Genomic DNA, 19,151 nt, shown 5'->3' on the forward strand with positions numbered 1-19,151 from the left:
GGGGTGGCGGTCACTCCGCTGCGCTCGTTCCCTGACCCCAGGCTATGTTGTGGATGCCCTTTGGGCAAATGCTGCGGAACGATTTCCGCCAAAGATTGGGACCGGGTGCAACAATCAATTTTGCGCAGGCCAGGCTCTGCCGGCGTCACTACTGAACCCTCGACTGCTGGATCAGCTGTTTGACAATCTCTTCGCGTTTTCCGGTCTTCTGAAAGATCTGGCGTTGGCGATCGGCGCAGTCGAGTCGGCCGGCGATCTCTCGGACCATCATCAACTCGGTTTCGCAATTCAAGTCTTGCGCGACGCCGCGCAGTTTGTTCAACAACCGTTCGACGATCTCCGCAACCGTTCGTTCGGAGTAGTCGAAGGTGTCGACCAGCGTTGCGGCGACTCCGTAGCGCGCCGCCCGCCATTTGTTTTGACGGACCATCATCGGGTGACAGTCGAACTGGTACGTTCCCTCGTCGATCCGATCACTGAGGTACTTGACCAGGCACTGGATCAACGCCGCCAACGCACAGACGTGATCGATGTTCCCCGGCATGTCACACATCCGGACTTCGACGGTGCCGAAGTTGTGGTGTGGCCGCACGTCCCACCAGATCTCACGAATCGTGTTGATGAAACCGGTCTCTTCCATGTGATTGACCAGCCACACGTATTCGCTCCAGTTGCGCATCAGCGTGGGCAAGCCGGCCGTCGGCAGCCCTTCCATGACTTTGCTGCGGTGGGAGTGCAGCCCCGTGTCACGGTCTTCCCAATAGGGGCTGCTGGCCGACAATGCCAACAACAAGGGCAAGTGCTGCATGATTCGATCGCAAATCATCACGGCTTTGTCGCCCGAATCGACGCCGACGTGAACATGCAACCCGAACGTGATCAGTCGCCGCGCCATCTCCTGCAGCAATCGGACCAGCCCTCGATAGCGTTCGTCATCGGTGACGACCTGGTCTTGCCAGTGGCTGAAGGGATGTGTGGCGCCCCACCAGAGCCCGAGCCCGAGATTGTCGGCGGAATGTTGCAGGGACCTGAGTTTTCCGGACAGATCCTCGCGGGCCTCGGACACCGTGGTGCAGACGCCGCTGATCACTTCGACACAGGACTGCATCAATTCGTGCTTGCACGATTCAGAGATGTCACCGGGCAGGGTCAACAGCAATTCACTGCTGCGGCTGGACAGCGCGAACGAATCGGTGTCGACGATTCCGAGTTCCAATTCGACCCCGACGGTTTGCGACGCGTTCGAATGAAACTGAAACTTGCTCATCACCGGCCCGGGGCAAAATAGTTGATGATCGACGCTGCGAATAGTTTAGCGGCATGAGCAATGGCGTGCTCGTCGACGTCAAAATTTCCGGTGTGCAGGGGCGCCCCGCCGACCTGATCGCCCGCGACGCCCAAGCGGAACATCGCGCCGGGGACGTGCTCCAAATAGAACGAAAAATCTTCGCTGCCCATACTCGGTTCGTTGATCCAATCGACCGCCGCCGGGTTCAGGACTTGGATCGCCGATTCGTGCAGCAATCGAACCAGCGCCGGATCGTTCATCACACCCGGGGCGGAGGAACCGAGTCGCAACCGGACCTCGCATCCCGTTTCCCGCGCCGTGGCTTCGCCGATGTCTTCGAGCACCTCCAGTGTCCTGCGGCGTGCTTCCACACTGAGTGATCGGAGCGTCCCCTTGATCGTCGCGGTATCGGGGATGACGTTGGGGCTGTGACCGGCGTCGATCATTCCGATCGACAGCACGACGATCTCGTGCGCGTTGATGGCGCGATGGACACGCCGATAAGCGGATTGAACCCAACGGGTGCAGGCGTCGATCGGGTCGTTGGTCAAATGCGGCCGCGCCGCGTGGCCGCCCGAACCGATAAATTGGACCTCCAACATGTCACAGGCCGCGGTCAAAGCGTGTTCGCGCAACCCCACACAGCCGACTTGGCGGGTGGGATCGACGTGCAACGCCAAAATGGCTCCGACGTCGGCCAGGGCATGATGATGAATCATGTGCCGGGCACCTTCGGCGGTTTCCTCGGCCGGTTGCAAGATCGCCCGCGCCGCGATCGGCCAGGGCAACCCGCCGCTGTGTTGCAGGTGCGAGAGCAGTTGCATGGCGGCGATGATCACGGTCGCGTGGACGTCGTGTCCGCAGGCGTGCATCACCCCGTCGACCGTGCTGTGGTAAGGGACCGATTTTTCGTCTTGAATCGGCAACGCATCGATGTCGCCGCGGATCGCAATCCGGGGGTGATTCGCCAACGCTTTGTCGGTCACCAAGTCGGCGACCAATCCACGACCGTCACCGGCGACGCGTATCGGCAAATCCAATTTGGCGAGCAACGTTTTCAGGTACTGAGTCGTCAGCGTTTCGCGGCCGGAAAGTTCCGGGTGCTGATGCAGATAGCGACGCAGCGCGATCCAGCCCTCCCCGAGTTCCTTCGCGGCGTGGTTGATCGCTTCGATCCAAGCCTCAGGGTGGGAGGCGCCAGAACCGGCAGTTTCAGAACCGGCAGTTTCAGGGTCGGCCATGTCTAGCTCACCGAGAACGAATTCGGAGACGAATGAGCTCGCTGCGGATGCATGTGCATCGAGTGATCCATGGCTGATCAGAAGGGTGACGAGAACGGTGAGAACGGGCCGCCAACCTGCCGGCGACGAACTCGAAGGGGGGGAGCCCCAGAATAGCCACTCCGGCGATTCCGATCAAACCGTGGGCCGGGGCGATGTTGGTACCCCGCGGGCCCCAGCCCCCGTCACACCACACGTCAGCGGGAAGCGTCACGGTCTGTCGACATAGTGAGCCGTGACGCGTAAGCGGCCGGGCATGCTGGTGTTGCCCGAGGCCTTACGGCCAGCGGCTCACCATTGCTTCAGCGGATCCCGATAAATCAACAGGCCGTTGACGAAATCCGCTACCCCATCATGAAGCGGTGCCAAAACACTCCGACGATCGGATTGCCACGTCATGGGGTACCGCCTAACCCGGTTTCACGCCGAGAATCTCCGCTGCCACTCTCAATCCGCTGTTCATCGCGCCTTGAATGCTGGGGGTTTCCCGGTAGTCGCCGCAGACGTAAAGATTCGCCGGAGCATCGAGCCCATCGATTTGATCACCGCGAACGGGTTGGACGACGGGATCCAGGCTCAACGCGGGCAAGCCGTACGGGACGCGGATGGTTTGAACCAGTTCCCATCGGTCGACACCGTTGCCGAACCAACGCCGTGCCTGGTCGCGGACCGCATGCTCCAAGGCGTCGGCCGGTTGCTCGGTCTGGGCGTCCGAGATGCTGACGGAAATCAGCGATCGGCCGCCGGAGGCATACTCGGGCGCGACATCGCTGAGCACGACGGCGGTCTGGATCGGCCCCGTTTCATCCCCCCGCAACATCAACAGCTTGCCGGATCGGGGAGACTGGTCGGCGACGAAGTACAGCGTGGTGGCGTCGTTCCACTCGGTGGCCAGACCGGGCGCATCGAGCAATCTTGCCGCGGCGTTGCTTTCGGTTGCGACGACGACCGCGTCGGCATCGATGTGGCTGCCATCGGTCAGATGAACCCGATGGGATCGACCGACGGGCTCGATCGATGCGACGGTGGTGTTCAACCGCAACGTTCCGCGCGGAAGGCTTTCCGCCAACTGGCGTGGGATGGCGGCCATGCCGTCGGCGGGGATGGCGATGTCGCCGGCGGCAAACATGCGAAACACAAACTCGAACATCCGGCTGGAAGTCGAAAGCGATTCGTCCAGGAAAACGCCGCCGAGAAATGGCCGAAAAAACTCATCGATCATCGGCTTGGAAAAACCGAGCTGATCCAGTCGCTGCTCCGTCGACTCGCCGCCGCGGTGATACACGTCCTGAAGCGTTCCCCGGCCGGCCAAAAACCTGGCCTTGGCGATCCGCAGTTTGTCCAACAGCGACCCGACCGGACTGGTCGCGGTTGCCAAAGCCTGTCCCGGTCGACGCCAGGGATCGCCGAGTCGGGCGAACCGACCGTTCTTGCGCACCAACGCCCCCGGCTCAAATGCCCGCAGACGCAGACCTTCGTAATCGAGCAACTCGCGACAAGCCGGGTAAGCGGTCAGCAAGACCTGAAAACCGTGATCCAATTTCAACCCGTCGACGATGTCGGTCCTGACACGCCCTCCCACGCGATCACTGGCCTCCAGCAACGTGATCGGATGACCGCGTCCGGCAAGCCGCTTGGCACAGGACAGCCCCGCCAGCCCCCCGCCGATGATCACCGTGTTGGCGGGCGAACCGGCGGGATTCGAACTCGTTCCGCTGTCAGATTGGATTGCGTTCACGGATATTCCGATAGATTGAAAATCGGCGAGTGGGACACCAGGGACACCTGATGACGGGGACATGGCGGCGGCAGGCGATTTCGTTCCATCGACGACCGTCCAGGTGGACAGCACTCCATTTTTGTCTTAAATAGCATGCAGCCCACGGCCTGTCGATTCATTCGAGGTTCCGTAGCCGACGTCGGATTCTAGCGATCCTTTCCCTTCTCTTCGACCTTCATTCTTTTTGGCCATCGATTCATGCGTGTCATCGTCACCGGATCCAGCGGATTGATCGGGTCAGCTGCGGTGCGTCATTGGGACGCAGCGGGCGATCAAGTCATCGGCATCGACAACGACATGCGCTCGACCTTTTTCGGGCCCGACGGCAGCACCCGGTGGAACCAAACGCAACTGGAGTCGGAGACCCAAAATTTCCGCACCGAGTCCATCGACATTCGTGACCGCGACTCAATCCTGGACTTGTTCAAGAACGAAACGCCCGATCTGATCATTCATTGCGCGGCCCAGCCCTCGCACGACAAAGCGGCCTCGATCCCGTTTCTGGATTTCGAAGTCAACGCGGTCGGAACACTGAATTTGTTGGAAGCAACACGCAGCCACGCGCCCGACGCCGTGTTCTGTCACATGAGCACGAACAAAGTCTACGGCGACGCCCCCAATGAACTGCCGCTGAACGAACACCCGACCCGCTGGGACTACGCGCGTCAGGAAGACTACCACGGAATCGACGAAACCTGTCGCATCGACCAGACCATGCATTCGCTGTTCGGCGCCAGTAAAACGGCCGCCGACGTACTGGCCCAGGAGTACGGAAAGTACTTCGGATTGAAGACCGGGATCTTTCGCGGCGGTTGTCTGACCGGAGCCAGCCATAGCGGAGTGGAATTGCACGGTTTTCTCAGCTACCTGGTCCATGTCGCCGTGACGGGTAAACCGTACACGATCTTTGGCTACAAGGGGAAACAAGTCCGCGACCAAATCGAGTGCTCCGATGTCGTCCGCGCCTTCGAAGCGTTTGCCAAAAACCCTCGCCCCGGCGAGGTCTACAACATCGGGGGCGGACGGGAAAACGCAGCCAGTGTGCTGGAATGCATCGCGCTGATCGAAGAGATCAGCGGACATCGAGTCGAGTACACACTCGGCGATGAAAACCGCAAAGGCGATCACATCTGCTACATCAGCGATCTGAGCAAGTTGCGCCGCGACTATCCCGACTGGAAGATCCGTGTTTCGCTGCGAGAGATCGTCTCACAAATGATCGCCAGCGCCGAAGCGCGACGGGACACGACCTGAGGGCAATCGGACAAATGCAAGAGTGTGCAACACACGGGCGTTTTTCGACATAGATTTTGTGTGGTCCGTCATTGGTTCATCGAAGGACCGCCCGCCCGAAGCAGCCGCTCCGAGCCGGCCGCTCGATCCGCCCTAGACCAGCCGCTCTGGGCCGGACATCCGAAACGAAACGCCCCCCTGTCAATCATGAACTCAGCGCCAAACACCGCGATGGAAACTTCGGCAACGCCACACGTCGCACAGCCTGTGGATGTGGGTGAAACCATCAGCGGTGAGGAAATCCATGGCCTGATTCCTTCGGCGAGCGGATACGTGGGGCCCGAACGCCGTGCCAGCCGCCGCGTCCCGCGTACGCTCGAAATCTCGGTCCAACCCATGGATCTGCAGATGAAGGAGAGCGGGAGGTCGTTCTTCGCCATCACGCGCGACATCAGCCAAGGCGGCCTGGCGTTTTTGAGCTCGCAGAAATCAGACTTTGAAAAAGCGGTCGTGTCGCTCAACGAGGGCATCGCGCCGGGAATCGTCTGTCGCATCTGCCACAGCTCGATGATTCACAGCAGCGGGCCCGAAGAAGTCTGGCTGACGAATGTCGAATACTTGCACCTCTACCGACCTCGCAAGTAACCACGGCCGTCTCAGCGTCTCCGTGTCTCAGCGCAACCCCGGTAACGCGATTGGTCCTTCCATGGGCAGCGATCGTCGCCCAGGGAGGACTTCCGTGGGTGGACCGTCTCGACGGGCGGCAGGATTGATTACAATCCCTGGATTCACAGCCGACGTCACCTCACCAGAAACGGGCGTCCGGCGTTCCTCCCAGACCCCCAGAGCTGATATGCCCCGCTTCGCTACCGCGCTCGCCGCGCTCGTCCTGCTGGCCTCCGCCGGTTTTTGCCAAGACGATTCGACCACGCCCACCGAATCCGTCTCCTTGTTCAACGGTAGAGATCTTTCCGGGTGGATCGGGCGTGCCGATTTGTGGTCCGTCGAAGACGGCCAGATTGTTGGCCGCACCGTCGCGGAAAAACCGCTGCAGCAAAACACGTTTCTGATCTACACCGGCAGCGAACCGAGTGACTTTGAGTTGACGTTCCAATTCAAGATCGAAAACACGAACTCGGGCGTGCAATATCGCAGCAAGATTCTGGACAAGGAAAAATTTGTCGTCGGCGGTTACCAGGCCGACATCGATTTTACAAATCGCTTTGCCGGGATTCTGTATGAAGAAAAAGGCCGCGGTATCTTGGCCCAACGCGGTCAGTCGGTCACGATCGACGAGAACGGTGAGAAGTCGCACAAGACCTTTGCCGATGGTGCCAAACTCGGCAACGGCATTCACCCCGGTCAGTGGAACGACTATCGGATCGTCGCCAAAGGAAACCACCTGCAACACTTCATCAACGAAACGATGACGGCCGAAGTGTTTGACAACCAGCCCGGCAAATCCGCTTCCTCTGGCGTGATCGCGTTTCAATTGCACCGCGGCGACCCGATGGTGGTGCGTTTCAAAAACATCGTGCTGCACCCGGCCGAGTAAAGCGGCGCGGCTCGTGGGATAGGCTTCCCGATCGACTATGGTTTCCGTAGGAGTATCTGATGACAAAGTCGATCTGGGCCGGTGACGATCAAACGGAAACACTGCTCGCCGCTGCGCGGTCGGGCGATGACGACGCGGTCAATCGTTTGCTGGAAAAGCACCGGGCACCGATCCGGCGGCTGGTCGAATTGCGTCTGGACCGCAAGGTGCAGCGACGTGTCGACGTCAGCGATGTCGTTCAAGACGTAATGATCGAAGCCAGCGGTCGGCTCGACAAATACCTGTCCGACCCGGCCATGGCGTTCCACCTTTGGTTGCGTCAAATCGCTTGGGATCGGATCATCGACACCTATCGACGGCATCGGGTCAGCGCCAAGCGGAACATGGACCGCGAGCAACCGATGACCTCGCCGGGCGGTCCCGACCAGTCGACGATGGAGCTGGCCGTCCAACTGTGTGACCCCGGGTTGACACCCGCGGCGGCCGCCACGCAGCGCGAGATTGCCGCCAAGGTCGAAGCGGCGATCGAGACGCTGAACGATCAGGATCGCGAAATCATTCTGATGCGGCACTACGAGCATCTTTCCAATCTGGAAATCGCCGAGGTGCTGGGGCTGAACCCGCCCGCGGCAAGCATGCGCTACCTCCGCGCCGTCCGTCGTTTGCGCGAAGTGCTTCAAGAGGACGACCAGACGTCACCGACCGGCGATGAGACTCTCCAGTGAGCGACCTGTCGGCCGGCGACGAGCAGCGGTTGGCGGACCTGTTGGCCGAGTTGACCGACGCGATCTGCCGCGACCAACCGATCGATTTTGATCGCGTCTGTCGCGAGAACCCCGACTTGGCCGACGAACTGCGCAAACTGTGGGGCGCCGTGTTGGTGACCGACACGGCGGGCGTTGCATCCGACCAGCGGCCGGCGACACCGTCCGGTGATGACGGCCGCTGGCGTCGCCTGAAGCTGCCCACCACGATCGGTGACTACGAACTGATCGAAGAAGTCGGTCGTGGCGGCATGGGGGTCGTCTTCCGCTCCCGTCAGATCAGTCTGGACCGCGAAGTCGCGGTCAAGATGATCCTGCGCGGCCGGTTGGCCAGTGACGTCGACCTGGAACGCTTTCTGGCCGAAGCGGCCGCGACGGCGCGATTGGTCCATCCGGGAATCGTCCCCGTCTACGAAGTCGGCGACATCGACGGCCGTCCGTTCTTCAGCATGCAATACATCAAAGGCGAAACGCTCGCCGATCGGACCGCGCGGGGACCGCTTCCGCAGCGTGAAGCGGCCCGAATCATCGCGGACGTCGCCCGTGCCGTGCAATTCGCCCATGACCAAGGATTCGTTCATCGCGATTTAAAACCCAGCAATATTCTGCTCACCAAACAAGGCCAAGCGCTGATCACCGATTTTGGGTTGGCCAAAGAATCGGGCACCAACGTCAATCTGACCCGCAGCGGCATGCTGGTCGGAACGCCCGCCTACATGTCGCCCGAGCAGGCCGGCGGTCGACGCGAGTTGCTCGGACCGGCAACCGACATCTACAGCCTGGGGTCCATGCTGTATTTCACCTTGACCGGCCGACCGCCATTCGTCGCGGAAACGCCTGTCGAGATGGTGATGCTGGTGATCGAACAAGACCCCAGTCCCCCACGGGCACTCCGCCCGGGTCTCGATCGCGACCTGGAAATGATCGTGATTCGCTGTTTGCAAAAACCGATCGATCTGCGTTATGCCACGGCCGGCGACCTGGCGAAGGATCTGGATGCCTTTCTGGCCGATGAAATCGTGGCCGCCCGCAGCGGTCGGTTCGCACAAGTGATCGCCAGGATCTTTCGCGAAACCCACCACGCCGCCGTGCTGGAAAACTGGGGCACGCTCTGGATGTGGCATTCCCTGGTGCTGCTGGTGGCCTGCTACTTGACCTGGCAACTCGAGTTTCTCGGCTGCGAAAATCGCTTCATCTACATGGGCGTTTGGACCGTCGGACTGGGCACCTGGGCGGCGGTGTTTTGGAAACTGCGACAGCGAATGGGGCCGGTGACGTTTATTGAACGCCAGATCGCACACGTCTGGGGCAGCAGCATGATCGCGATCGGCATGCTGTTTCCAATCGAGTGGCTGCTCGGCTTGGACGTGCTCGTGCTCTCGCCGCTGCTGGGCGTGATCAGCGCCATCGTGTTTGTGGTCAAAGCGGGCATGCTGACCGGTGCGTTCTACTTCCAAGCCATCGCCCTGTTCGCCGCGTCGCTGCTGATGGCGATCGCCCCGCGCTGGGCGCACCTGATCTTTGGGATCGTCTCGGCACTCTGTTTCTTCGTCCCCGGTTACCAATACTGGCGGCGAAAGCAGCGGAGGATCTAGGTTTCAGGTTTCAGATTTCAGATTTCAGATTTCAGATTTGAGATTTGAGATTTTTCTGCCCCCCCTTTTTCTGCCACTTCCCGCTCCGCTTCCTCCCTACCCCCGCTCCCAACAGGCCACCGTGTGGACTTCGGTCGCCTGGTCAATCTGCCGATGAACCGGGCGGTCGAATCGGCATTTGTCGACGACCAGGGGGCAGCGATCGGCAAAGGAACACCCCACGTGCTCTCGATCCGGCGTCGGGACCTCGCCTTCCAAACGAATCCGCTGACGCGACGCCGCTTTGGACGGATCCGGGACCGGCACCGCCGACAACAACGCTTCGGTGTACGGGTGCGTCGGATGCGAATACACCGATTCGGCCTCACCCAATTCGACCAGCCGGCCCAAGTACATCACGCCGACGCGCGTGGCGATGTGCCGGACCACGCTCAAATCGTGCGCGATGAACAAGTACGACAGCCCCAGTCGCTGCTGCAGATCCATCAACAGATTGATGATTTGCGCCTGGATCGACACATCGAGCGCACTGACCGGTTCATCGCACAAAATCAACTTCGGCTGAACTGCCAAGGCCCTGGCGATGCCGATCCGCTGTCGCTGGCCGCCGCTAAATTCGTGCGGATAACGATTCAAAAACCTCGGATTCAGCCCGACCAAATCCATCAACCGCAACACTTCCAGTTTGCGGTCTTTGCCCGATGCCAATCCGTGCACCGCCAGCGGTTCACCGATGATGCTGCCGACGGTCATGCGTGGATTGAGCGACGCGAAGGGGTCCTGGAAAACCATTTGCACCACGCGCCGATACGGCATCATTTCGCGGTCGCCCAGCCGCGTGATGTCCACACCGTCCAGTCGCACCGAGCCGCTGGTGGGATGCACCAGATTGATGATCGCGCGAGCGGTGGTCGATTTACCGCACCCCGATTCGCCCACCAGCGCCAGCGTTTCGCCCTTGTTGATGTCAAACGATAATCCGTCGACGGCACGAATCACGCCCCGTTGGGGACTGAGGAACGTACCGCGGCTGAAGGGAAAATGCACGCGCAGGTCTTGGACGGACAGCAACGGTGCCGTCGGCGGTGTGCCCGCTCGTGCGGACGACGGTGGGTTGGATTCAGACATCAACAGCCTCCTGCGCGACCAGGCACGCAACTTCATGTCGACCGTCCAAGTTCATCAATGCGGGATCCCGCGATTGGCAGGCATCAATGGCCAGGGGACAGCGCGGCCGAAACGAACAACCGCCGGGCAGGTTGCCCAAATCGGGCGGTTGTCCCGGTATCGCTTCCAACGTGTCAGCCGATTGATCAAACCGTGGCAGCGAGCGCAGCAAGCCCTGCGTGTAGGGGTGTTTCGGGTCGGCGAACAAGGCATTGGCCTCAGCTTTTTCGACGACACGTCCGGCGTACATCACCAGCACCCGATGACAGATCTCTGCCACCACGCCCAGGTCATGCGTGATCATGATGATGCTGGTGCCGCGGCGCTGTTGCAGGTCGCGGAGCAAATCTAAGATCTGCGCCTGGATCGTCACGTCCAGCGCGGTCGTCGGTTCGTCGGCGATCAACAAGTCCGGTTCGCAGGACAGGGCCATCGCGATCATCACACGTTGCCGCATCCCGCCGCTGAATTGGTGGGGGTAATCGCGAAGCCGCTTTTCGGCGCCGCTGATCCCGACCAATTCCAACATCTCGGCCGCTTGACGATTCGCCTCCTTGCGACCGAGGCCCAGATGCAAACGCGTCATCTCGGTCAATTGCTGCCCGACGGTCATCAACGGATTGAGCGCCGTCATCGGATCTTGAAAGATCATCGCGATGCGACGACCACGGATCGACTGCATTTGTCGATCGCTCAATTTCAGCAGATCTTGTCCCTGATAGTGGACGCGTCCGCCATCGATGCGGCCCGGCGGTTTGGGGACCAACCCCATCAACGCCAGATTCGTCACGCTCTTTCCGCTGCCGCTTTCGCCGACCAGCCCGACGGTTTCGCCGGGATAGACGTCGAACGACACGCCGCGGACGGCGCGGACCTGGGATTCATCCGTCTTGAAACTGACTTGCAAGTCTTCGACTTTCAGCAGCGGCTCTGATTCAACCATGTTGTCAATCTCGGTTCTTCATCCTCGGATCGAGCGCATCACGAATGCCGTCGCCGAGAAAGTTGAGTGCAAAGAGGGTTGCGGCCAAGGCTCCGCCCGGGAAGACCACGACCCACCAAAACACCTTGATGATCGACAACGCTTCCACGCCGTCGTTGAGCAGCAGTCCCCAGGACACGTCGGGCGGCGAAACGCCCAGCCCCAAGAACGACAGAAACGCTTCGAACAGCATCACGCTGGGGATCGTCAGCGTCAGGTAAACGATCACGACGCCCAGCACGTTCGGCACCAGATGTCGAAACACGATCCGCCACGACGACGCGCCGACGGTCCGCGCCGCTTCGATAAACTGTTCGTGACGCAGCGACATCACTTGGCCGCGGACGACACGCGACATCGTTAACCAATAAATCGCACCGATCACGATGTAGAAAATCGTGATCTGGTCGATGCCGACCGAATCCAGTTTTTTCTTGACCGAGTCTTCACCCAGAAACGTGACCAGGAAGATGACGACGAAGATGAACGGAATCGAGTACAGCATGTCGACCAATCGCATCATCGCCGCGTCGACGTTGCCGCCGAAGTAGCCCGCGATCGCACCATAGCTGACCCCGATGATCAGACTGACCAGCGTCGCCACGATGCCCACGATCAAGGAAACCCGTGCGCCCCAAAAGACACGCGCCAGCAGGTCCCGTCCGAGTTTGTCGGTGCCGAACAGGCTGGGGATCGCATAGTCGCCAAAAATCGCGATGCGGATCTCCGTCATCCACCAGGCCACCGGACCGAGTTCGTTCCACATCTGATTGAAGGGATGCTCCACGTCGATGCGATCGGCGATCGTCGCTTCGATCAGGTGACGTTTTTTGGGACCCGCCGAAGCAAGCTGGGCACGCAACTGTTCGATCGATTGATTGAACTCCGCCAGCTCGCCGGTCAGTGTTCCGCCGGCGAATTTTAATCCGGGACGACTGCCCATCACGACCGAACTGAAACCCGGCGGCAGGAATTTGCGGTTGTCCAAATCCTTGTCGATCGGACTTTGCAGCGGCAACACCGGTGTCAAAAACGCCAGCACCGAGAGCGTCAGCAGGCACCAGAGCGAGATCATCGCGGTCCGGTTGCGTCGCAATCGTTTCCAGGCGTCCTGCCAAAGCGACACGCCACGGATCTCGCGCGATTCGGCGAGAATACGTTCCAAAGTTTCGCGATCCGCTTCCGATTTCACTGTAATTTGACCCTCGGATCGATGATGGCGTAGGCGAGGTCGACCAGGGTGTTCATCACAAACAGGATCACGGTGTAGGTCAGCACCATGCCCATCGCGAGCGTGTAATCACGCTGCGTGGCGGCGTTGATAAAGTGGCTTCCCATCCCCGGCAGGGCAAAGATTTTTTCCAGCACCAGCGATCCCGTCAGCACCCGAGCGACGGCGGGGCCGAGATAGGACACGACCGGCAACAAGGCGCCCGGCAACACGTGTCGCAGGATCACGGTGCGGTGCGGCAATCCCTTGGCGATCGCCGTTCGCACATGATCCTTCGTCAGCATTTCCAACATCCCCGTACGGCTGAGCCGGGCGATGTAGGCCGCGACCGGCAGCCCCAAACAGAACGCCGGCAACGCGATCTGCTGCAACGTTCCCCAGCCACCGGCGGGAAAAATCTGGATCATGAACACGAACAACAGAATCGCCAGACTGGCCAACACAAAATTCGGAATCGCGATCCCCAAGACCGCGGCAAACATCAACGCCACATCCGCTTTGGTGCGACGATAGACCGCCGAGATCACGCCGGCGGTGACGCCCAGGACGATCGCAAACACGAGTGCAAAAATCGCCAGCGTTGCCGACACCGGAAACCCTTCGGCCAGAACCTGATTGACACTGTAATCTTCCAGCCCCATGCACCAGCCCAGATCGAATCGCGTGACAATCCCGACCAGATAATCAACGTACTGCTGTAGCGGCGGTGCGTCCAAGTTGTAACGCGCCTTCAACTGGCGTTCGATCGCCGGGGGCAGACTCCGCTCGCCGCTGAACGGGTTGCCGGGCACGCTGCGCATCAAAATGAATGAAACCGTGTAGACGGCCCACAGCGTCAGTATCATCCATGCCGCTCGCTTGAGCAGATAGCCAATCAGATTTCGCATGCTGGGAAGTCAGTCCTTCGATGGCGCCGTTGAAGGGTCGTCGGATCGATAACGCAGAATCGACAGCGGATGCAAATCCTGGGCAGACGGCGCGAACCCTTCGATGTTCGTTTTGGCCATCTCGGCAGACGTGTAAAAGAAGATCGGAATGATCGGAATCTCGGTCGCCAAAATCGTTTCCGCTTGTCGCAGCAATTCCATCCTGCGTTTCGGATCCAACTCGCTGCTGGCGGCACTGATCAAACGATCGTATTCCGGGTTGCTCCAATTGGTGTTGCTCTGCGGATTGCCGGTCACCCAAAGGTCCAAGAACGTGTTGGGATCGGGATAGTCACCGACCCAACCGTAACGAGCGATTTCGTACTTCCCTTGTTGGACCGTCTCAATGAAACTGCCCCATTCCATGTTCTTCAGTTCCAACTTGATGTTCAAGTTGTTCTGCAGTTGTTGTTGGATCACTTCGGCGATCGGCCGATGGCGTTCGCTGGTGTTGTACATCAGCGACATCTTGGGGAAACCGCGTCCACCGGGAAAACCGGCTTCGGCCAGCAACGCTTGAGCCTTCTCGACGTTTTCCTTTAGCCCTTCGGGGCCCTTGTAACCGGCGATCCCCGGAGGCACGACGGCGTAGGCCGGTTGCTCTCCCGCCTTGGTCACCTGCTCGACAATTTGACGCCGATCGATCGCCATGCTGAGCGCTTGCCGGACACGGACGTCATCGAGCGGCGGGACGTCGTTGTTGAGTTTGTAGAAATAGATCGACAGCTTGGGCGCACTGTGGAAATCATCGCGGTCCCTCAGTTCTTCTAACACCGAAGCGGGCAGATCATAGACCCATTGCAGTTGCCCCGTCTCGTACATGTTCATCGCCGTGTTTTGGCTTTCCAGCGACACGAAGTCGATCGTTTCAAAGGAGACGCTGTCGGCTCGCCAATAGTACGGGTTTTTCTCCACGCGAACACGATCGCGCAGGCGACGAAACTTCAATTGGTAGGGGCCGTTGGAAACGATGTTTTCCGCCTTGGTCCACAGCGGGCTGCCATGGGTTTTCACGCACTCCCGGTTGACCGGGAACAGCGGGTAGTACGCGGCCAGATTCAAGAAATACGGCACCGAATTGTTCAGGTGAACGACGAAGGTTCGGTCGTCGATCGCTTGGGCGCCGCCGAAGTGCTTGAAGTCGACCAGCACCCCGTGCATCCGCTCGACGGATTCGTCGCCGGCGGCCACCTCCGCCGAGACGGCGAAACGCTGCAACGTCGTCTCGCCTTCACGCTCGCCAGCTGCGTCCGGATCGGTCACGTCGACTTCATAGATCCATCGGTCTTCCCAATCGAGCTGTGCCTGCTCGCGTTCTTCTTCCGTCGCGTCGGCACTCGACTCCGGACCTTCGGGTTTGACGATCGCCCGCAGCGTTCCGTACTTCATCGTGCCGCGCGGAAAGTGCTGGATGTTGGCTTCGCTGGTCGGCGTCTCACCGGGCCGATCCCAGAGTTCGACTTCGACGCGATCACCGATGTTGACGACCGAGCTGTTGTACTCCGTCGCCAAGCGGACTTCGGTGATCAGATAAGCGTATTCGCAAGCCGTCGCCGGGTGCAGCATCCGCTGCCACGACCAGGCGAAATCGTGGGCGGTCACCGGGCTTCCGTCGGTCCAACGGATGCCTTCGCGAAGCGTGAACGTGTAGGTCTTGCCGTCTTCGGAAACCTCATAACGCTCCGCCATCGCCGGCTGGGGCGTCAGCGGCTGCAATCCCGTTTCCGGATCGGGATCGCCCTCGGGCAACATCCTCAACAAGCCTTCAAACAGCTCGAAGATGATTCGGCTCTCCGGCTGGCCGGTCGCCCGGTGGGGGTCCAACGTACTCGGGTCGGTACCGTTTTGAAGCGAAAAGTCGGCCGGAGGAATATGGTCCATTCGCGCGGCCCAGATCACTGCGACAACAGTGAACAGGCCCGCAAAGATCACGAATCCGCGGCGAACTTCCGGGGGCACGAGCGTGTCTCTTGTGGATGAAGGACTGGCGAGTGGAGTGGGCTTCGGCAGTTTAGCGGGTTTAGCAAGTTTGATGCGAGGGCGAAACTCCTGGTGGTCAAGCTCGCCGCGCACGAACGGCCCTAGCGACGCGATGTGCACCACTGTGGGGTAAGCTTCCAGCTTGCCATCTCCAGTGGTTTACCACCGGCACGCTAGACGGGTCGTAAATCGCAAGCTGGAAGCTTACTCCACGGGTACGCCGGTGGCGTATGGGGATCGCAAGCTGGAAGCTTACGCCACTTTGGGGTGTGGCCATCATGAGCTGCAGGACAACATCGAACACCCCGCGCGGTGCCGTGCCCACTCGGGGCGTTTTTCGGCATAGGCTTCCCGACCGGGTTGTTCATCGTAGGGGTGGCGAAGCACCTCCAGCAATTCGGCGATCCCGGAATGGTCTCCCTGCTCGCTGCGATCGATCGCCAATTGAGCCAAGTAGTTGCGGAGCACATACAGCGGGTTGATGCGGTTCATTCGCGCGCGTCGCTTTTCATCCGACACGCCGGCGCCGGCCAGTCGGGTTTGGTAGCGGCTGAACCAGTCCGCCGTCGCCGTGCGGACTTCGTCATTGATCTCTGCAGGCTTGTAATACGCATCGCGGAGCAGGTCACACACCGATTCGGCATCACTGTCGCTCGGCACATCGGCCAGCCGTCGATAGAACAGCGTCATGTCGGTCTCGGCCAATTGCAGGACGTCAAACAACCCTGAAAACAGACGCTGATCCGCTTCGCCGCGAAACTTGTCCAGGCCGAGCTTGGCGGACATCATCGAATTCCATCCGTCGTCAAACGTTTCGACATACAGATGCAATCCTTTTTGCAGCACGTCGACATCGTGATCGACCAGCGGCAACAACGATCCGGCGAACTGTGCCAAGTTCCACTGGGCGACCTGGGGTTGATGCCCATAACGATAACGTCGCCCCTGGGCATCGGTGGTGTTCGGCGTCCATCCCGGGTCGTAATCTTCCAGCCACCCGTAGGGGCCGTAGTCGATCGTCAGCCCCAGAATGGACAGGTTGTCGGTGTTCATGACGCCGTGGACGAAACCGACGCGCATCCAGTGCACCATCAACTCGGCCGTCCGCTGACAGACCTCGGCAAAGAACTCGGCATAAACCTCCGGTGAGGGCTCGCCCAGGTGGGGAAAGTCGTGCCGGATCGTAAAGTCGGCCAGACGGCGCAGCGTGTCGACGTCGTCGCGGCTGGCGAAGATTTGAAAACTCCCCAGTCGAACGAACGACGGCGCGACACGGCAAACGATCGCCCCAGGCTCCTGCTTGGGATTGCCGTCATAAAACATGTCGCGGGTCACGGCGTCGCCGGTCAGCACCAGACTGAGCGCCCGTGTCGTCGGCACGCCCAAATGGTGCATCGCTTCACTACACAGGAATTCACGAACGCTGCTGCGCAACACCGCCAGTCCGTCGGCGAATCGGGAGTAGGGGGTCGGGCCAGCGCCCTTGAGCTGCAACGTTTGATAACGCCCATCAACGTCGACGACTTCGCCAAGATTGATCGCACGTCCGTCGCCGAGTTGACCGGCCCAGTTTCCGAATTGGTGCCCGCCGTAACACATCGCAAACGGATCCATCGATGGATGAACCGCGTTGCCACCCATGACATCGGCGAATTGCTGCGACCGCAATAGCTCGGGCGTGATCCCCAACTGCTCGGCGATTTCACGTGAATGAGCGATCAGTCGTGGTGCGGAGACGGTTTTCGGAACGACACGGGAATAACACGCCCCGTGCACCTGACGGATCTGATTGGACTCGTCCGGATCCGCCGGCAAGTGCCGGGTGAAGCGGTTATCAAAAGTCAGTGTCTCCCAGGCCTCGATCCATTTTTGTTGTGACATGTCCTTATTTTAGGGACAAGCACAGGTTACGGGAGGTGAGGGCTGGGGGGCATACCAGGGGGTTCTTCGCGGATTTTAGCGGGTGCTCTCGAATACTCGGGGAAGGTTTTTTGAGGGATGACTGCGATGTCCGATGGTTCTGTTCGGTAGGATGGCGAAGCCAGGTGAAGCGGAGGCGGGCTCTGCTCTCAAGGAACTTCCTACCCAGCTAGTTCATTGGGGACCACTCGCAGGTTGAGTGCAGCTGCCCGTTTCGCCAGGTTTTCCATTGCTCGCTTCTTGTATTGCTGTTCGTAATAGTCGTTGCCGACATCGACATATTCCCTCCCGTACTTCAGCATCCCATAAACTATTTTCGCGAGCTTGTGGGCCGTCGCCGTGATCGCTTTGGGTGAACCAAGACGGGAACGGATCCTGCGAAAGAACGCTCCTAAGGCGCAGTTTGATCGTGCCAGGGACGCGGCGGCTGTTCGAAGTGCGGCGGCGGCTCGGTTCGCACTTGTACGTGTTTTACCACTGAGCAATTTCCCACCTGTCTTCTTACTGCCCGGACATAGGCAAAGCCAAGAAGTGAAATGCTTCTCTGTTGCCCACCTACTCATGTCGGTACCGATTTCAGAAATCAGTGTGATTGCGGATTGACCGCTAATCCCATCAATGGTCGTCATGTCGACGCCCAGCACCCGGTAGAGCTGATTGCGCATATCGAACCGGGGGCTATTGCTTCCAGCTTTAGGAGCCTTCAGCTTCGGCAGAATCTCACCGTCACTTCGGTCGGAAAATGTACCCAAATGTTCTTCAAGCTTGGAATCGACTTCCGACAGTTTGGAACCGTAAAAACGGTACAGTTCCAGAGCCTGTTTTAACGCAAATACATGTTCTTCACGCCAATTGCCTTCCAGAGCTTTCGCGATCGTCGACTCGTCATTTTTGCACCTTGGATCGCGAAGTTTTGCGAGTAGGTGAGGGTCTCGACTGCCCGCAACAATGGCATCCAAAATGGCAAGGCCAGTGGTGCCGGTGATGTCCGAAATGACGTGATGGAGCTGGACATTCATTTCCATCATCGCCTTCTGCATCCGTTGGATATGCTCGCTCGCGTTGGCGACGAGCATGGCTCGTTGCCGCATGTAAGAACGCAGAACACAAATTGCCGAACTCTTCCAACCAATCTGCGAGCGACGCCAGATCGGATGTAAAGGTGCCGAAGCAGCGAACGTGTGATGAGTCGCGATCGGAGGGCACGGCAACATAGTGCTGGGTCGAACCAATATCGATGCCGGCAGCGTTCAAGTTGATTGTGTCAAGTGATTGTGGAACGGGTGCGTTGTCAATCGGAAACCCACCACGTGATCGACGCTTAGGTTTCCCAGAGGATTTCTTCTTGGCCATGGCGGAACTCCGAAAGGTGACTTCAACGGAAAAACGCGGCAGGCGCGGGAGTAGGGCTCTGTTATTCTCTCAAACGGGGTCAACGCCGTGAGGCGAG

General features: G+C 59.7%; 14 protein-coding genes and 1 pseudogene. 5 read left to right on the plus strand and 10 right to left on the minus strand.

Going from position 1 to position 19,151, the window contains the following annotated elements:
- Positions 1–148: 148 nt before the first annotated feature.
- The 3 genes from Enr13x_RS33550 to Enr13x_RS33560 form a co-directional block, all read right to left on the minus strand.
- Positions 149–1,267, minus strand: a complete 1,119-nt coding sequence (locus Enr13x_RS33550; RefSeq protein ID WP_145391228.1) for a carboxylate-amine ligase — start codon at positions 1,265–1,267, stop codon at positions 149–151.
- Positions 1,267–2,529 (minus strand): amidohydrolase, encoded by a 1,263-nt coding sequence (locus Enr13x_RS33555; RefSeq protein ID WP_145391229.1) that lies wholly within the window; start codon positions 2,527–2,529, stop codon positions 1,267–1,269. Before Enr13x_RS33555 ends, Enr13x_RS33550 begins: the two co-directional genes overlap by 1 nt.
- Before the next feature lie 448 nt (positions 2,530–2,977).
- Positions 2,978–4,306 (minus strand): NAD(P)/FAD-dependent oxidoreductase, encoded by a 1,329-nt coding sequence (locus tag Enr13x_RS33560; RefSeq protein WP_231743936.1) that lies wholly within the window; start codon positions 4,304–4,306, stop codon positions 2,978–2,980.
- A gap of 240 nt (positions 4,307–4,546) precedes the next feature.
- Between Enr13x_RS33560 and Enr13x_RS33565 the strand changes: the two genes are divergently transcribed.
- From Enr13x_RS33565 to Enr13x_RS33585, 5 genes are all read left to right on the plus strand, one after another.
- Positions 4,547–5,602: an NAD-dependent epimerase/dehydratase family protein gene (locus tag Enr13x_RS33565; RefSeq protein ID WP_145391230.1), complete on the plus strand. Its 1,056-nt coding sequence runs from the start codon at positions 4,547–4,549 to the stop codon at positions 5,600–5,602.
- 186 nt (positions 5,603–5,788) lie between these two features.
- The gene (locus tag Enr13x_RS33570) at positions 5,789–6,226 is read left to right on the plus strand and encodes a PilZ domain-containing protein (protein WP_145391231.1); all 438 of its coding nucleotides are present in this window, start codon (positions 5,789–5,791) and stop codon (positions 6,224–6,226) included.
- A gap of 208 nt (positions 6,227–6,434) precedes the next feature.
- Complete coding sequence (locus Enr13x_RS33575) at positions 6,435–7,136, plus strand: 3-keto-disaccharide hydrolase (protein WP_145391232.1); 702 nt, start codon at positions 6,435–6,437, stop codon at positions 7,134–7,136.
- Positions 7,137–7,195: 59 nt separating this feature from the next.
- A complete protein-coding gene (locus Enr13x_RS33580) occupies positions 7,196–7,861 on the plus strand; it encodes a sigma-70 family RNA polymerase sigma factor (protein ID WP_145391233.1) in 666 nt (221 codons plus the stop codon).
- Complete coding sequence (locus tag Enr13x_RS33585; protein WP_145391234.1) at positions 7,858–9,495, plus strand: serine/threonine-protein kinase; 1,638 nt, start codon at positions 7,858–7,860, stop codon at positions 9,493–9,495. The genes Enr13x_RS33580 and Enr13x_RS33585 overlap by 4 nt, the downstream gene beginning before the upstream one ends.
- Before the next feature lie 96 nt (positions 9,496–9,591).
- Here the strand turns inward: Enr13x_RS33585 and Enr13x_RS33590 are convergent, their stop codons facing one another.
- The 7 genes and pseudogenes from Enr13x_RS33590 to Enr13x_RS33620 all read right to left on the minus strand — a co-directional run bounded on the left by Enr13x_RS33590 (position 9,592) and on the right by Enr13x_RS33620 (position 18,997).
- Positions 9,592–10,623 (minus strand): ABC transporter ATP-binding protein, encoded by a 1,032-nt coding sequence (locus Enr13x_RS33590; protein WP_145391235.1) that lies wholly within the window; start codon positions 10,621–10,623, stop codon positions 9,592–9,594.
- Entirely contained in the window at positions 10,616–11,605 is a 990-nt protein-coding gene (locus Enr13x_RS33595; RefSeq protein WP_145391236.1) for an ABC transporter ATP-binding protein, read from the minus strand. Before Enr13x_RS33595 ends, Enr13x_RS33590 begins: the two co-directional genes overlap by 8 nt.
- Before the next feature lie 4 nt (positions 11,606–11,609).
- Positions 11,610–12,836, minus strand: coding sequence for an ABC transporter permease (locus Enr13x_RS33600; protein WP_231743937.1), 1,227 nt, complete (start codon positions 12,834–12,836; stop codon positions 11,610–11,612).
- A complete protein-coding gene (locus tag Enr13x_RS33605) occupies positions 12,833–13,762 on the minus strand; it encodes an ABC transporter permease (protein ID WP_145391239.1) in 930 nt (309 codons plus the stop codon). The genes Enr13x_RS33600 and Enr13x_RS33605 overlap by 4 nt, the downstream gene beginning before the upstream one ends.
- Positions 13,763–13,771: 9 nt before the next feature.
- The gene (locus Enr13x_RS33610) at positions 13,772–15,760 is read right to left on the minus strand and encodes a peptide ABC transporter substrate-binding protein (RefSeq protein WP_145391240.1); all 1,989 of its coding nucleotides are present in this window, start codon (positions 15,758–15,760) and stop codon (positions 13,772–13,774) included.
- 297 nt (positions 15,761–16,057) lie between these two features.
- Positions 16,058–17,662: a protein adenylyltransferase SelO gene (locus tag Enr13x_RS33615; RefSeq protein WP_145391243.1), complete on the minus strand. Its 1,605-nt coding sequence runs from the start codon at positions 17,660–17,662 to the stop codon at positions 16,058–16,060.
- Between the two features lie 200 nt (positions 17,663–17,862).
- A pseudogene (locus tag Enr13x_RS33620) lies at positions 17,863–18,997 on the minus strand (transposase).
- Positions 18,998–19,151 lie beyond the last annotated feature (154 nt).

It is taken from the genome of Stieleria neptunia, from assembly GCF_007754155.1.
In the GTDB taxonomy this organism is placed as follows: Bacteria; Planctomycetota; Planctomycetia; order Pirellulales; family Pirellulaceae; genus Stieleria; species Stieleria neptunia.

Excerpts from the sequence above, each read along its gene's own strand:
- Enr13x_RS33570 (WP_145391231.1), top strand. The coding sequence starts at position 5,789 with ATGAACTCAGCGCCAAACACCGCGATGGAAACTTCGGCAACGCCACAC.
- Enr13x_RS33615 (WP_145391243.1), bottom strand. The coding sequence starts at position 17,662 with ATGTCACAACAAAAATGGATCGAGGCCTGGGAGACACTGACTTTTGAT.
- Enr13x_RS33605 (WP_145391239.1), bottom strand. The coding sequence starts at position 13,762 with ATGCGAAATCTGATTGGCTATCTGCTCAAGCGAGCGGCATGGATGATA.
- Enr13x_RS33590 (WP_145391235.1), bottom strand. The coding sequence starts at position 10,623 with ATGTCTGAATCCAACCCACCGTCGTCCGCACGAGCGGGCACACCGCCG.
- Enr13x_RS33550 (WP_145391228.1), bottom strand. The coding sequence starts at position 1,267 with ATGAGCAAGTTTCAGTTTCATTCGAACGCGTCGCAAACCGTCGGGGTC.
- Enr13x_RS33595 (WP_145391236.1), bottom strand. The coding sequence starts at position 11,605 with ATGGTTGAATCAGAGCCGCTGCTGAAAGTCGAAGACTTGCAAGTCAGT.
- Enr13x_RS33580 (WP_145391233.1), top strand. The coding sequence starts at position 7,196 with ATGACAAAGTCGATCTGGGCCGGTGACGATCAAACGGAAACACTGCTC.
- Enr13x_RS33565 (WP_145391230.1), top strand. The coding sequence starts at position 4,547 with ATGCGTGTCATCGTCACCGGATCCAGCGGATTGATCGGGTCAGCTGCG.
- Enr13x_RS33555 (WP_145391229.1), bottom strand. The coding sequence starts at position 2,529 with ATGGCCGACCCTGAAACTGCCGGTTCTGAAACTGCCGGTTCTGGCGCC.
- Enr13x_RS33575 (WP_145391232.1), top strand. The coding sequence starts at position 6,435 with ATGCCCCGCTTCGCTACCGCGCTCGCCGCGCTCGTCCTGCTGGCCTCC.